The sequence below is a fragment of the Streptomyces sp. MGP-BFMKR1 genome, assembly GCF_057766585.1.
Map to the genome: position 1 here is coordinate 6,223,043 of NZ_CM173408.1, position 13,191 is coordinate 6,236,233.

Sequence of the window (13,191 nt, forward strand, 5' to 3'; positions counted from 1 at the left end):
CCCCCGGATAGGTCCTGCTGACGATGACCGCATTCCACACCGCACACGCGACCCTGGCCACGCTCGCCTCCGAGGGCGGCGGCGAGCACAGTGGCAAGCACGACAGCCTCAACCCCTACCTGACCGGTGGCGGAGCCCTGTTCGTCCTGCTCCTGCTGCTGTGGATCACTACGCGCTTCAACCGGGACCGCTGACCTCGGCGCCGGGGTACGAGCGCGCTTAGTAGGGTCTGCACGCATGGGAGAACAGACAGCGTCCGTGAAGCGGCGACTCGGCGTGATGGGCGGGACCTTCGACCCGATCCACCACGGACACCTGGTCGCCGCCAGCGAGGTGGCCGCGCAGTTCCACCTGGACGAGGTGGTGTTCGTGCCGACCGGACAGCCGTGGCAGAAGAGCCACAAGACGGTGTCCCCGGCCGAGGACCGCTACCTGATGACGGTGATCGCCACCGCGTCCAACCCGCAGTTCTCCGTCAGCCGGATCGACATCGACCGCGGCGGCAAGACGTACACCGCGGACACCCTGCGCGACCTGCGGGCCGAGAACGCGGACGCGGACCTGTTCTTCATCACCGGTGCCGACGCCCTGTCGCAGATCCTGACCTGGCACGACGCGGCGGACCTGTTCTCGCTCGCGCACTTCATCGGGGTGACCAGGCCGGGGCACATACTGACGGACGCGGGCCTGCCCGAGGGCGGCGTCTCGCTGATCGAGGTCCCGGCGCTGGCGATCTCCTCGACGGACTGCCGAGCACGCGTCGCGCAGGGCGATCCGGTCTGGTACCTGGTGCCCGACGGCGTGGTGCGCTACATCGACAAGCGCGAGCTGTACCGCGACGACGGCTGAAGGGGCACCGGTGAACGACCGACAGGACCCGCCTCCTCCCGACGACTGGCCCGGGGACCAACCGTACGACCCCCACCCCCCGGGCGACCCGTACGGCACCGGCGCCGGGTACCCATCCGACGCCTCCTACCAGGCGCCCTACCAGCCCTCCTACCCCGCCGACGGTGGTTACCCGCAGGGCGGCTACCAGCAGGGCGACTACTCGCAGGCCGACGGCCAGCAGGGCGGCTACCCGCAGCAACCCCAGGGCTACGGCTACGACGCCTACCAGCAGCCCGACCAGCCCCACCAGCCCGGCCAGGCCGGCTACCCGGCGCAGGGCCAACAACAGGGTTACCAGCAGGGCTACCCGCAGGGGCAGGGCGAGGGCTACGACCCGTACGGCGGCCCCGGCACACAGGGGCCCGGCCAGGGCCCACGCCACGGTCAGGGCCACGGCCAGGCGCACGGTGACGCGTACGGACAGCAGCAGCCCGGCGTGGGGCAGCCGGCGTCCTACGACCCGTACGGCGGCGGCCAGCACCAGCGGTACCCGGGGCAGGGCCAGGCCCCGCAGGGCCAGCACGGGTTCCCGGACGCCTACGGCGCGCCGCAGCCGTACCCGGGCCAGGGCCCCGACGGCTCGCGGTCGCCCGAGGCCGGCCAGCCCTACCCGACCGGCCGGCACGGCCACGCGGCGCCGACGGCCTCGCACGCGCCGCCCCAGGCGACCCAGGCACCCTCGCAGGACGGCTACGGCTACGACGCGTACGGCCGGCCCGCGCCCCAGACGGCCACCCACCGCCGGGTGCCACGCCAGGGCCAGCCCGACCAGGCCCGACCCGACCAGGCCCGACCCGACCAGGGCCGGGCCGACCAGGGACCAGCCCAGGCCGAGCGAGCCCAGGCCGGGCAGGCCGCCGACGGCGCGTGGCTGCCGCGGCAGGCCGAGGCGCGGCAGGCACCGCCCGCGCCCGCCGGCAGCGCGCCGGGGCGGGAAGGCGCTGACGGGGCGGACGACGACTACCGGACCGAGCAGTTCTCGTTCATCGAGGAGCCGGACGAGGAGTCGGAAGACGTCATCGACTGGCTGAAGTTCGCCGAAACCCGCTCGGAGCGGCGCGACGGGCGCAAGCGGCAACTGCGCACCCGCCTGATCGGTCTCATCGCCGCGCTCGCCCTCGTCGCCGGCTGCGGCGTGGGCTACCTCTGGTACGCCGACAAGCTGCCGGGCGTCTCCAGCGGCGGGGACGACGAGGCCGCCGCGGGCGGCCCGCAGCAGCGCCAGGTGATCGTCGTGCACCTGCGCGAGACCAAGGGCGGCGGCAGCTCCAGCGCGCTGCTGGTGGACAACGAGACGACCAGGAAGGGCAGCACCGTCCTGCTGCCCAACGCGCTCGCCGTCGCCGGCGAGAACGGCACCACCACCCTCGGCAACGCCGTGGAGGACGAGGGGGCGGGCGGCACCAGGGACGCCCTGAGCACGCTGCTCGGCTCCGAGATCCAGGGCACCTGGCGCCTGGACACGCCCTATCTGGAGAACCTGGTCGAGCTGGTGGGTGGGATCACGCTCGACGCCGACGTCACCGTTCCGGCCGCCAGGAAGGGCGACGACCCGCTGGTCAGGCCCGGTAAGGACGTGCAGCTCGGCGGCCAGGGCGCCGTCGCGTACGCCACCCACCAGGAGCCGGGCGAGGACCAGGCCAAGCAGCTCGCCCGGTTCGGTCAGGTGATGGAGGCCGTGTTGAAGAAGGTCTCCACCGACCCGGGGAAGGCCACCACCACCGTCGAGCAGCTCTCCCAGATCCCCGACCCCTCGCTGTCCGAGAAGCAACTGGGCGCCTCGCTGGCCGGGCTCGCCCAGCGGGCCCAGGACGGCTCGTACGCCACCGACCTGCTCGCCGTGCAGAGCGACGGCACGCTCAGCGAGGAGGCCACCGAGAACGTGGTCAAGGACGTGCTCGGCGGCTCGGTCAAGAAGCCGGACGACGCGGCCGACAGCCCCGCACGGGTGAGCGTGCGCGACGCGACGGGCGACGACCAGAAGGCGAGCGCGGCACAGGTCGCCCTGGTCAACGGCGGCTTCACGGTCCTCGGCGGCGGCACAGGGCCCGCCGAGCCCACCTCGCGCGTCAGCTACGCGGACGCCGCACAAGCCGGCCAGGCCAAGGAGGTGGCCGCGACGCTCGGGCTGCCGGAGAGCGCGGTGCGCCAGGGCAAGGGCGCGGCCAACGCCGACGTCACGGTCGTCCTCGGCCGCGACTTCAAGGGCCAGCAGGGCTGAGGGGCGCCACGGCCCGGGACCGGGCCAGAGCCGAGCCCGGGCCCCGGCGGTGCGCCGGGGCCCGGGCCGTGGTGCGTAAAGGGCTGGCGGAAGTGTCGGTGCGGCGTGAGACCCTTGAGGCACGCGCCCCCGGTCCTACCACGGGGGTTACCACCAACCGGAAAGCCCTGCTTGTGACCGCCACGGACCGCTCCACCGAGCTCATCAAGACCGCCGCTCAGGCCGCGGCCGACAAGCTCGCGCACGACATCATCGCCTACGACGTCAGCGACGTGCTCGCCATCACCGACGCCTTCCTGCTCGCCTCGGCCCCCAACGACCGCCAGGTCAAGTCGATCGTCGACGAGATCGAGGAGCGGCTGAGCAAGGAGCTCGACGCCAAGCCGGTGCGCCGCGAGGGCGACCGCGACGCCCGCTGGGTGCTGCTCGACTACGTCGACATCGTGGTGCACGTCCAGCACAGCGAGGAGCGCGTCTTCTACGCCCTCGAGCGGCTGTGGAAGGACTGCCCCCAGCTCGAACTGCCCGCGGACGCCGTCGCCACCCAGGGCAAGGGCGCCGAGCACGCCAAGGCGCAGGCCGCGGCGGACGAGGGCGAGGGCGACCTGGACGGTGAGCTCCGCTGACCGGCACTGAGCGCGGCCGTGGCCGCCGCATCGTCCTGTGGCGGCACGGCCAGACCGCGTGGAACCTCGAACGCCGCTTCCAGGGCTCCACGGACATCGAGCTGACCGAGACCGGCGTGGCCCAGGCCCGCCGCGCCGCCCGACTCCTGGCGGCGCTCAACCCGGACGCGATCATCGCCTCCGACCTGCGCCGGGCCGCCGCCACCGCCGCCGAGCTGGCCGCCCTCACCGGCCTCGACGTCACCCACGACCCGGCGCTGCGCGAGACGTACGCCGGCCAGTGGCAGGGCCTCACGCACGACGAGATCATGGCCCGCTTCGGCGACCAGTACACCGCGTGGAAGCGCGGCGAACCGGTCCGGCGCGGTGGCGGGGAGCTGGAGACGGAGGTGGCCGACCGGGCCGCGCCGTTCGTGTTGGCCATGGCCGACAAGCTGCCCGACGACGGGACCCTCGTCGTCGTCAGCCACGGCGGCACCATCCGCACCACCATCGGCCGGCTCATCGGCCTGGACCCGCACACCTGGGAGTCCCTCGGCGGCCTCACCAACTGCTGCTGGTCCGTGCTCGGCGAGGGCGCGCGCGGCTGGCGCCTCCTGGAGCACAACGCGGGCACCCTGCCCGAACCCGTCCTCGGCGACGACGACTGAGCCCAGGCCCCGACCAGCGCGGCCCAGCCCCACCGCCGCCCCCGGATTTCACATTCGGCCAGGTCACGGGTTAGAGTTCTACTCGTTCACGGCACGGAAGTGAGCCCCACCCGATGGGTTCACCTCCGAGACGGAACAGCGGGGCTATAGCTCAGTTGGTAGAGCGCCTGCATGGCATGCAGGAGGTCAGGAGTTCAATTCTCCTTAGCTCCACGAAGGCGATAGGCGACCCATGTCCGCGGAAAGCGCGGACCGGGTCGCCTTCGTCGTTTCTGCTCGGCTTCGCCTCGCGGGGCGGGGGCTTCGCCACCCGCGGCCCCCACGGGGCGCCCTCCTCGGAGTGGGGGAGCCGGGGGCTCGGCTTCGCCATCGCGGGTGCGCGGCTTCGCCGGCGCGGGGCGGGGGGTGCGCGGTTGCGCCGGCGCGGGGGTGAGGGTGCGCGGCTTCGCCGGCGCGGAGTGCTCGGTTGCGGGGTAGCGGGTCGGGTGGGTTCGTTGTCGGGGTGCGCGGCTTCGTCGGTGCGAGTGCTCGGCTTTGTTGTGGCGGGGGATGGGGGCGTCGGCGCGGTCGGGCGGGTGGCTTGGCTGGTGGGGGTGGGCTCGGGGGCGTGGTGGGGGGCTCGGGCTCGTCGGTGGGGGTGGGCTTGGGGCTCGGCGTGGGGGCAAGGGCGGGGTGGTGCCCGGGGGGTGGCGGGGCGTCAGGTGGGCGGCGGGGGGAATCGGTTCGCGGGGGCTGGGCGCGGGTGCGGCGAAGATCGCGCTGTGACCAGGCGCTGACCCGCACGCCTTCGCATGACAGAATCGAGATCGCCGCGAGGGGACGGTGCCGATGGGAGGGGCGGTGCGATGCCGACCAGCGTCCTGGAGGAGGTCAACGACCTGCTGGAGATCGCCGAAGCACAGGGATATGACTGGCTGCTGGAGTACGCACCGCGCGTTACGTACCCCGTCGGTCCCTGTGGTGCGATGCCCGACGGGCCGCGGTCGACGAGGGACGTCACGGTGTTGCAGTGTCCGGCCTGCGGCTCGGCGCACGTGGCGCAGGTGCTGGGTGACAACGGCGGGATCTCCTATGTGTGCACGTCCTGCGGTCATAGCTGGAGCTGATTGATGGGTGCGCACAGCCGGAAATGCGACTGGTGTGGCAGCGGGACGCCGATCGTCCGTGACATGGAACCGCTCAACGCCGACTATCAGTACTGGTGCGTCGAGTGTGCGCGGGCGCTGATCATAAAAGGCGACCCCATCGAGACGTACCGCGAGCTTGAGGGCGAGCCGATCTACGGGCGTCTGCTGGACGAGCACTGCACCCTGAAGCGGTTCTACTCGTTCGCCACGGCGTAGCCGCGGCAGCCGCCCGGAGAACCGATTTGGCGAAAGCCCAGCCGGTCCGTGTAATGTAGGCGATGCCGCCGAGGGAAACCGAAGCGGGAAACACTTTGGGGCTATAGCTCAGTTGGTAGAGCGCCTGCATGGCATGCAGGAGGTCAGGAGTTCAATTCTCCTTAGCTCCACAAAAGAACCCTTCAGTGGAGTTCCCAAGATCCCGTCCGATGCGATCGGACGGGATCTTCTGGTTTTCCCCTGGTCTCACGCCGAGTTCAGCGCCACCGTCGGATGCAGACGGGAGGCGCGGATCGCCGGGTACAGGCCCGCGACCACGCCGATCGCCAGCGTGGCGGCCAGGCCGCCCGCCAGGGACCAGGGCGGGACGACCGTCGCCCAGCCCCGGGACCGCGCGAAGCCGTGCGTGGCCGCCGCGCCGAGCAGCGCTCCCGTGCCGCCGCCGAGCGCCGAAAGCAGCAGGGACTCGGTCAGGAACTGGAGTCGGATCGCGTTGCGCGTGGCGCCCAGCGAGCGGCGCAGGCCGATCTCCTGGCGGCGTTCCAGGACCGAGATGACCATGGTGTTGGCCACCCCGACCCCACCGACCAGCAGGGCCACCGCGCCCAGGCCCAGCATCAGGTGGGTCAGGCCCTCGTTCGTGGCGGCCCTGGCGGCCAGCGCGTCCGAGGGGCGGGAGACCTTGACGACCGACTCGTCGCCGGGGTTGACGGTGCGGGCCAGGACCGCCCGTACGTCCTCGACCGAGGCGTCCGTGGAGCGCTCGAAGACGGTGCTGGGGTGTCCGTCGAAGCCGAAGTGGCGTTCGGCGGCGGGGAATCCGACCATGGCCACCCGGTCCAGCGTGGGGACCAGTTCGATCGGCTTGAGGATGCCGACGACGACCACGCGCGTCTCGTTCATCATGATCGCCTCACCGGTGCGGGTGATGCCCAGCCGCTCCGCCGCCACCGCGCCGAGCACCGTCGTCGGCAGGCGCTCGCCGGCCGGGGTCAGCCAGGTGCCCCGGGCGACCTCGCCGCCCAGGGTGGTCAGCAGGTCGAGGCGGGCCGCCTGGGTGGTGACGCCGGCGGTGCGCTCCTGGGGGACCACGTCGCTGCGGCGTACGCGCGCGTCGACGTTGGCGGTCGCCGTGGCGTGCCGCACCGGGCCGATGCGCTCGACCATCGCCACCGCGTTCTTCGGCAGCTTCACCTCCCGCCCGGTGACGTCGTCGCCGGCCTCGGCCGTGAGCAGGTTGGTGCCGAGCCGGTCGAGCTGGGCCATCAGGTCGGCGCGGCTCGACTCGGCGAGGCCGACGACCGCGACCATGGTCGCGATGCCGATGGCGATGCCGAGCGCCGAGAGCACCACCCGCGCGCGGCGCGCGCGCAGGCCGACCGCGCCGACGCGGAGGATGTCCCGTGGGGCCAGCCGGGCGGGCTTGAGGTCCCTCGTCATGGCCGGGCCCCTTCCGCCGGGGTGCGCGAGTCCGCGACGATCTCGCCGTCCCGGCAGCGCACCCGGCGCGGCAGGGCGTGCGCGATCTCGTTGTCGTGGGTGATGACGCAGATGGTGGTGCCGGCCGCGTTCAGCTCGCGCAGCACGTCCATGACGACCTCGCCGGACGCCGTGTCGAGCGCCCCGGTCGGCTCGTCGGCCAGCACCAGCCGGGGCTCGCCGACCAGGGCGCGGGCGATGGCCACGCGCTGCTTCTCGCCGCCCGACAGCTCGTGCGGCCGGTGCTCGAAGCGGTGGTCGAGGCGCACCCTGGCCAGCGCTTCGCGCGCCCGCGCGCGCCGTTCCCGTAGTGGTACGCCCGCGTACAGCAGCCCGTCGGCGACGTTGGCCACCGCGTCGCGCCCCGCCGACAGGTGGAAGTGCTGGAAGACGAAGCCGATGTAGCGGGCGCGCAGCGCGGCGAGCCGGGAGTCGGAGAGCGTGGCCACGTCGTAGCCGGCGACCCGCACGGTGCCCGAGGTGGGCCGGTCGAGCGTGCCGATGACGTGCAGCAACGTGGACTTGCCGGAGCCGGACGGGCCGACGACGGCCAGCAGCTCGCCCGCGTCGACGGTGAGGTTCACGCCGCGCAGCGCGTGCACGCCGCCGGGGTACGCCTTGCTGGCGTCGCGCAGTTCGATCACCGGCGTCATGGCTTCGCCACTCCGACCCGCATGCCCTCGCGCACGTCCGGGCCGCTGACCTCGATCTGCCCGTCGGCCGTCATGCCCGTCTCCACCCGCACCACGGTGCTGGTGTCGTCCCGTACGACCTGGAGTCCGTAGCCGCCGTCCGCGCCGCGCAGGGCGATGACGGCCTCTACGGGGACGGCGAGGACGTCCTCGTGAGCCTCGCTGACGAATCTCACGCTCGCCGACGCCCTGGTGTCCTCGCCCGACGCGACCGCCGAACCACCGTCCAGGACCACCTCGACCGTGATGCCCTCCTCGGCCGCGTCGCCCTCGGCGGCGGAGGTCTCGGGGCGCACCGTCCCGGCGACCCGGCCGGGCACGGTCCTGCCGCTCGGCAGGGTGACCTCGACCTTGGTGTCGCGGGCGGTGAGAGCGCCGTCGCCCAGCTCCAACTCGGCCCGTACGACGGGTCTGGTGGAGGCGACCGTGAGGACCGGGTCGCCCGGGCCGACCTGGTCGGCGAGTGCCGCGTCGGCCGCGACCACCTTGACCCGGCCGGGCTGGAAGACGACGTCGCCCCGGCCGACCCGGCCGGTGGGGGCGCGGTTCAGGGACTTCTGCCACCGCTTGACGGCGGCCTCGGTGTCCTCGTCGTACCGCGGATCGATGTACAGGCCGGCGCCGAACCCCAAGTCGCGGAGGTTGCGCTCCAGTTGCAGCACGTCGGTGCCCCGGTCGCCGACCCTCATCTCACGGAACATCGGGGCCGGCCCGTACAGCAGCGTGACCGGCTTGTCGTCCAGCTCGTACAGCGCCTGGCCCTGGGACAGTGACGCGCCCTGGACGGCGGCCACCGTCACGGTGCCGTCGACGGCGGACTTGACGGGGCGGCGCTGGGCGAAGTCGAGCGTGCCGTCGACGGTCTTGGCCCGCACGAGGTCGGTGCGCACGACGGTGGCGGTGGCGGGCGGCAGGTCGCCGCCGCGCCCCGGGGCGTCGGCGTCACCCCCGTCGCCGAGGAACCAGGCGCCCCCGGCCGCGGCGGCGACGACGGCCACCGCGCCGCACGCGCGGATCGCGGTGCCGCGCCTCACTGCATGCCGTCCAGGCCCTCGAGCAGCTTGCCCTTACACGCCTCGCGGGCCTGTTCGTACGCCGGCGACTCGATGTCGATGACCGGGGAGCCGGGGTTCGGGTCGCCGCCGGGCTGGGCGTTGCCGCCACTCATGGTCGGGTTGGTGAACCGGGAGACGCCGTTGTCCCGCATGCACTTGGCGTGCGCGAGCATCGACTCGTAGTCCTTCTGCTGGTCGCGCTTGGGCTCGGCCGTCATGGTCTTCCGGAGTTCGGGGACGCAGACGCCGTTCTTGCCGCCCTTGATGCCCTCGTTGCGGCCGGGTTGGGAGCCGATCGCGTTGACCTTCTTCCAGTCGAGGTAGCCGCTGAGCTTGGGGTCGGGGAAGTCCGGATAGCCGCCCTTGGCGCGCATGCACTGGACGTACGCCAACTGCGCGTCGTAGAAGGCGCTCTTGCCGGCGGTCCGGCTGTCCGGGGCGCGCGTGCCCCGCGTCTCCGGTGTGGACTGCGAGGCCGACGGGGCCTGCGGCACCGAGGCGATGTCGTCGCTCGACCGCGCGCCGCCGGAGTCGTCGCCGCCGCACGCCACCGAGAGGGCGAGCACGGGGGCCGCGACGAGCGCGGCCAGCCGCAGTCGGGTCGGGCTCGGGGAGATCGTTGGGGAACTCATGGCCGTAACCCTCGGCAGGGCACGTGATGGCCGTTCCATGGCCACATGATGAGAACGTAACAATGCCCCCGACCTGCACATCCGCCGCCGTCCGGGGCGGCGGACCGGCCCCTCGCACGCTCATAATCATCCGCATGCCGCACGTGCTGCTCATCGAGGACGACGCGTCCGTACGGGACGGAATGGAGCTCGTGCTGCGCCGGCACGGGTACGACGTCGACGTGGCCGCCACCGGTGAGGAGGCCCTCGCCCTGCTGGACGGCCCGGGCGGCGGGCGGATCGAGTTGGCCGTGCTCGACCTGATGCTGCCGGGCCTGGACGGCTTCGAGGTGTGCCGCCGCATCCGCGCCAGGACCGCCGTGCTGCCGGTCATCATGCTGACCGCGCGCGGCGACGACCAGGACATCGTGGCCGGCCTGGAGGCGGGCGCCGACGACTACGTGGTCAAGCCGGTCACCGCGCCCGTCCTGGAGGCCCGCATCCGGGCCGCGCTGCGGCGCGCGGAGCCGTCCGGGGCGGTGCGGCAGGCGGGCACCGACCTCGCGGGGCTGGTGATCGACCGCGCCGGCCTGACCGTCACCAAACACGGGGTGCGGCTCGCGCTGCCCCCCACCGAGCTGCGGCTGCTCCTGGAGTTGTCGGCCTCCCCCTGCCGGGTGTTCAGCCGGGAACAACTCCTGGAGTCGGTCTGGGACCACACGTTCCTGGGCGACTCCCGGCTGGTGGACGCCGCGGTCGGACGGCTGCGGGCCAAGCTGGAGGACGTGCCGGCCAAGCCGCGGTACATCCAGACGGTGCGCGGCTTCGGCTACCGCTTCGGGCCGCTGTGAACGGGGCTGTCGGCGGGCCGCGGGCTGCTGTCGGGATTCGGGCTGCCGCCGGGTGCCGGGCTGTCGTCGGGATTCGGGCTGCCGTCGGGGCGCGGGCTTGGGGTGTCGGGGCGCCGGTGGGTGGCGTGCTGTGAGGCGGGTGGTGAGACGGGTGAGGGGTGGGGGAGTGAAGGGGCGCTCCCGTCGGCTCGTCGGCGGGTTGCGTACCCGGCTCGTCGTCACGTTTGTCCTGGCCACGCTCATCAGCGCGGCGACCGCGACCGCCCTCGCCTACCGGGACGCGCGCACCGCCGTGTTGCAGCGGGCCCAGAGCGCGGCCGTGAGCGACCTCCGCGAGCGGGCCAGCGCCGTCGCCGCCGACTTCGACGTACCGCCCGACCAGCGGTCGCTGTCCCGGTTCGCGGCCCGGGTCTCGGAGGGCATCGGCTCCCGGCCCGTGGTCGCCCGCTACCAGGACCTGGTCGCCGTCTCCGACGCGCGCGCCGAGACGGCCGGCCGGATCACCGCCGAGCTGCGGGCCGCCGTGCGCGCCGGTGAGCAGGCCCAGTTCCAGCGCGTGGTCTGGCGCGGCGAACCGTACCTGGTTGTCGGCATGCCCGTGCGGTACGCCGACGGCGACCGCCGTACCTCGGGGCTTGAGGTCTTCGCCGTCGCCGACCTGCGGGCCGAGCGGGACGACACGGCCGCGCTGCTGGACTCGGTGCGGGCGGGCATCGTGCCGGTGGTGGTGCTGGCCGCGCTGCTGGCGCTGCTGGCCGCGGGCACGGTCCTGCGCCCGGTGCGCAAGCTCGGCCGGGCCACCCGTGGGCTGGCGGCGGGCGACCTGGGGAGCCGGGTCGCCGTTCGGGGGCACGACGAACTCGCCGACCTGGCCCGCACCTTCAACGAGACCGCCGACGCGCTCCAGGCGTCGGACGCGGAACTGCGCGAGCAGGAGGCCAAGGCGCGCCGCTTCGTGGCGGACGTCTCGCACGAACTGCGGACCCCGCTCGCGGCCATGACGATGGTGGCGACGGTCCTGGAGGAGGACGCCGACCAGCTTCCCCCGGACGTGGCGCGGGCGGCCCGCACCGTCGGCGCGGAGACGGCCCGGCTGTCCCGGCTGGTCGAGGACCTGATGGAGATCTCCCGCTTCGACGCGAAGGCCGCGCACCTGAACGCGGCCGAGACCGACCTCGCCGAGACCGTACGGGCCACGCTGGCCCTGCGCGGCTGGACGGACCGGGTGCACACGCGCCTCGACGAGGGCGTGCGGGCGGTGGTCGACCGGCGTCGCGTCGACGTGATCGTCGCCAACCTGGTCGGCAACGCGCTGCGGCACGGGGCCCCGCCGGTGATCGTGACCCTCGCCACGGACGGCGCGGCGGACGGGGAATGGGTGACCCTCACGGTCGCCGACCACGGGCCCGGGCTGCCACCGCGGGCCCGGGAGCGGGTCTTCGACCGCTTCTACAAGGCGGACGCGGCCCGCACGCGCGGCGCGGCCGACGCGAGCGGCCAGGGCAGCGGCCTGGGCATGGCCATCGCCCTGGAGAACGCGCGCCTGCACGGCGGAACCATCGAGGTGGCGGATGCGCCTGACACGGCGGCTGGGGTGGATGGGGCGGACGTGGCGGTCGGGGTCGGCCGGGGCACGGGGGCCGGCCGGGGCGCGGGGGGCGGCGGACCGCCGTGCGGTGCGGTCTTCACGCTGCGGCTGCCGCTGCGACGCGCGGCAGACGCGGAGCGTACGGAGGAGACGGAGCGCCCGAGCGGCGCGCGACGTACGGGATGTGCGGGGCGTACGGGGCACGCGGGAGCTACGGAGGGGGCGGCCGAGTGAGCAGCGGGCGAGGGCGCGCGGGCATCGCCGTATCGGGGACCGACGCCGCGCCGGAAATGAGCACCGCATCGGGGACCGGCGCCGCGTCGGGGATTGGCACCGCGCCGCAGCGCGCTCCGCGAGGCCGCGGGCGGCTGCTGTCGCGGCGGCGGGGGCCGGGGCTGGGGCCGGCTCGGGCGCTCGGGCTGGGGCTCGGCCTCGGTCTGGTGCTCGGGCTGGTGAGCTGCGGCGTCCAGCCGACCGGCGTGGTGGACGCCGGCGAGCCCGCGTCCGGGCTGACGCGCGGGATGCGGTTGTACTACGCGTCCGAGGGCGGGCTGCGCGCGGTGCCGCTGCTCGACCGGGAGATCACCGAGCTGAACTCGGTGATCAAGCTGCTCGCCCAGGGCCCGCCCGCCGCCGAGCAGCGCGACGGACTCACCTCGCTCGTCCACCTCAGCGGAGCCTCGGCGACCGGTTCGGGGTCGCGGGTCACCGTGCGCTACGAGGGTCCCTACCCGGCGGACGGGCGTGACCTGGGTACCGGGCAGTTGGTGTGCACCATGGCGCGCGCCCAGGCCGTGCTCGAGCCCAAGATCAGGACCGACGACGTCGAGGTCACCATCCGCCCGTCCGACGGCGATCCGCTGGGCCCCTACCGGTGCGCGGAGTTCCGCAACGGCTGAGCGGCACCCGGCGCGCCGGGCCGTGGGGGCGGACGTCGCGGGCGTGCGGCGTCGGGCCCACGGCGGGTGACGGGCCGCGGGCCGGCCGGTCGGTCGCGGGTGGACCGTCGAGCGCGGGTGGTCGGCGGGCCCGGGGGCCGGACGGGCTGGGGCAGGCCGGGTCCGGGGTGGCGTACGGGTCGGGTCCGGCCGGGTGCTGGGTCGGGCTGGGGCCGGGCGGCGTACGGTGCGGGTGCTTGAGCCGCTGCGGTAACCTGACCCCATGCGTGCCGTACGCCTTCTGCT

14 protein-coding genes and 2 tRNA genes are annotated in these 13,191 nt (G+C 73.9%); 12 read left to right on the forward strand and 4 right to left on the reverse strand.

The window, feature by feature from the left end; genetic code table 11:
* Nucleotides 1–23 precede the first annotated feature (23 nt).
* The 9 genes from AC3CHW_RS24780 to AC3CHW_RS24820 all read left to right on the forward strand — a co-directional run bounded on the left by AC3CHW_RS24780 (nucleotide 24) and on the right by AC3CHW_RS24820 (nucleotide 5,901).
* A complete protein-coding gene (locus AC3CHW_RS24780; RefSeq protein WP_359325678.1) occupies nucleotides 24–194 on the forward strand; it encodes a hypothetical protein in 171 nt (56 codons plus the stop codon).
* Nucleotides 195–237: 43 nt separating this feature from the next.
* Nucleotides 238–849, forward strand: a complete 612-nt coding sequence (gene nadD / locus AC3CHW_RS24785) for a nicotinate-nucleotide adenylyltransferase (protein WP_176161579.1) — start codon at nucleotides 238–240, stop codon at nucleotides 847–849.
* Between the two features lie 10 nt (nucleotides 850–859).
* On the forward strand, nucleotides 860–3,112 hold the full coding sequence (locus tag AC3CHW_RS24790) for an LCP family protein (protein ID WP_488467950.1): 2,253 nt from the start codon (nucleotides 860–862) through the stop codon (nucleotides 3,110–3,112).
* Nucleotides 3,113–3,285: 173 nt separating this feature from the next.
* Nucleotides 3,286–3,738 (forward strand): ribosome silencing factor, encoded by a 453-nt coding sequence (rsfS, locus tag AC3CHW_RS24795; protein WP_398607225.1) that lies wholly within the window; start codon nucleotides 3,286–3,288, stop codon nucleotides 3,736–3,738.
* The gene (locus tag AC3CHW_RS24800) at nucleotides 3,735–4,388 is read left to right on the forward strand and encodes a histidine phosphatase family protein (protein ID WP_187061956.1); all 654 of its coding nucleotides are present in this window, start codon (nucleotides 3,735–3,737) and stop codon (nucleotides 4,386–4,388) included. Before rsfS ends, AC3CHW_RS24800 begins: the two co-directional genes overlap by 4 nt.
* 140 nt (nucleotides 4,389–4,528) lie before the next feature.
* A tRNA-Ala gene (locus AC3CHW_RS24805) sits at nucleotides 4,529–4,601 on the forward strand.
* A gap of 632 nt (nucleotides 4,602–5,233) precedes the next feature.
* A complete protein-coding gene (locus tag AC3CHW_RS24810) occupies nucleotides 5,234–5,494 on the forward strand; it encodes a hypothetical protein (RefSeq protein ID WP_488467951.1) in 261 nt (86 codons plus the stop codon).
* Nucleotides 5,495–5,497: 3 nt separating this feature from the next.
* Nucleotides 5,498–5,731 carry a hypothetical protein gene (locus AC3CHW_RS24815; RefSeq protein ID WP_176161576.1) on the forward strand — a complete coding sequence of 78 codons (234 nt, stop codon included), beginning with the start codon at nucleotides 5,498–5,500 and terminating at the stop codon, nucleotides 5,729–5,731.
* Between the two features lie 97 nt (nucleotides 5,732–5,828).
* Nucleotides 5,829–5,901: transfer RNA gene (locus AC3CHW_RS24820), tRNA-Ala, on the forward strand.
* Nucleotides 5,902–5,977: 76 nt separating this feature from the next.
* On the opposite strand, the gene AC3CHW_RS24825 is transcribed toward AC3CHW_RS24820, so the two are convergent.
* Genes AC3CHW_RS24825 through AC3CHW_RS24840 form a run of 4 tightly spaced genes read right to left on the reverse strand, consistent with a single transcriptional unit; the run spans nucleotide 5,978 to nucleotide 9,589 of the window.
* Nucleotides 5,978–7,171: an ABC transporter permease gene (locus AC3CHW_RS24825; RefSeq protein WP_488467952.1), complete on the reverse strand. Its 1,194-nt coding sequence runs from the start codon at nucleotides 7,169–7,171 to the stop codon at nucleotides 5,978–5,980.
* Entirely contained in the window at nucleotides 7,168–7,863 is a 696-nt protein-coding gene (locus tag AC3CHW_RS24830; protein ID WP_488467953.1) for an ABC transporter ATP-binding protein, read from the reverse strand. The genes AC3CHW_RS24825 and AC3CHW_RS24830 overlap by 4 nt, the downstream gene beginning before the upstream one ends.
* On the reverse strand, nucleotides 7,860–8,936 hold the full coding sequence (locus AC3CHW_RS24835) for a peptidoglycan-binding protein (RefSeq protein WP_488467954.1): 1,077 nt from the start codon (nucleotides 8,934–8,936) through the stop codon (nucleotides 7,860–7,862). The genes AC3CHW_RS24830 and AC3CHW_RS24835 overlap by 4 nt, the downstream gene beginning before the upstream one ends.
* Complete coding sequence (locus tag AC3CHW_RS24840; protein WP_488467955.1) at nucleotides 8,933–9,589, reverse strand: hypothetical protein; 657 nt, start codon at nucleotides 9,587–9,589, stop codon at nucleotides 8,933–8,935. Before AC3CHW_RS24840 ends, AC3CHW_RS24835 begins: the two co-directional genes overlap by 4 nt.
* Before the next feature lie 134 nt (nucleotides 9,590–9,723).
* On the opposite strand from AC3CHW_RS24840, the gene AC3CHW_RS24845 reads away from it, so the two are divergent.
* The 3 genes from AC3CHW_RS24845 (at nucleotide 9,724) to AC3CHW_RS24855 (ending at nucleotide 12,906) form a co-directional block, all read left to right on the forward strand.
* Nucleotides 9,724–10,419, forward strand: a complete 696-nt coding sequence (locus tag AC3CHW_RS24845) for a response regulator (protein ID WP_488467956.1) — start codon at nucleotides 9,724–9,726, stop codon at nucleotides 10,417–10,419.
* Nucleotides 10,420–10,585: 166 nt separating this feature from the next.
* Nucleotides 10,586–12,241 (forward strand): ATP-binding protein, encoded by a 1,656-nt coding sequence (locus AC3CHW_RS24850; RefSeq protein ID WP_488467957.1) that lies wholly within the window; start codon nucleotides 10,586–10,588, stop codon nucleotides 12,239–12,241.
* Nucleotides 12,238–12,906 carry a GerMN domain-containing protein gene (locus AC3CHW_RS24855; protein ID WP_488467958.1) on the forward strand — a complete coding sequence of 223 codons (669 nt, stop codon included), beginning with the start codon at nucleotides 12,238–12,240 and terminating at the stop codon, nucleotides 12,904–12,906. Before AC3CHW_RS24850 ends, AC3CHW_RS24855 begins: the two co-directional genes overlap by 4 nt.
* Nucleotides 12,907–13,191 lie beyond the last annotated feature (285 nt).

What these genes read in the sequence shown, in the direction of transcription:
- AC3CHW_RS24780 (WP_359325678.1), top strand. Translation starts at nt 24, where the DNA reads ATGACCGCATTCCACACCGCACACGCGACCCTGGCCACGCTCGCCTCC.
- nadD (WP_176161579.1), top strand. Translation starts at nt 238, where the DNA reads ATGGGAGAACAGACAGCGTCCGTGAAGCGGCGACTCGGCGTGATGGGC.
- AC3CHW_RS24810 (WP_488467951.1), top strand. Translation starts at nt 5,234, where the DNA reads ATGCCGACCAGCGTCCTGGAGGAGGTCAACGACCTGCTGGAGATCGCC.
- AC3CHW_RS24815 (WP_176161576.1), top strand. Translation starts at nt 5,498, where the DNA reads ATGGGTGCGCACAGCCGGAAATGCGACTGGTGTGGCAGCGGGACGCCG.
- AC3CHW_RS24825 (WP_488467952.1), bottom strand. Translation starts at nt 7,171, where the DNA reads ATGACGAGGGACCTCAAGCCCGCCCGGCTGGCCCCACGGGACATCCTC.
- AC3CHW_RS24830 (WP_488467953.1), bottom strand. Translation starts at nt 7,863, where the DNA reads ATGACGCCGGTGATCGAACTGCGCGACGCCAGCAAGGCGTACCCCGGC.
- AC3CHW_RS24840 (WP_488467955.1), bottom strand. Translation starts at nt 9,589, where the DNA reads ATGAGTTCCCCAACGATCTCCCCGAGCCCGACCCGACTGCGGCTGGCC.
- AC3CHW_RS24845 (WP_488467956.1), top strand. Translation starts at nt 9,724, where the DNA reads ATGCCGCACGTGCTGCTCATCGAGGACGACGCGTCCGTACGGGACGGA.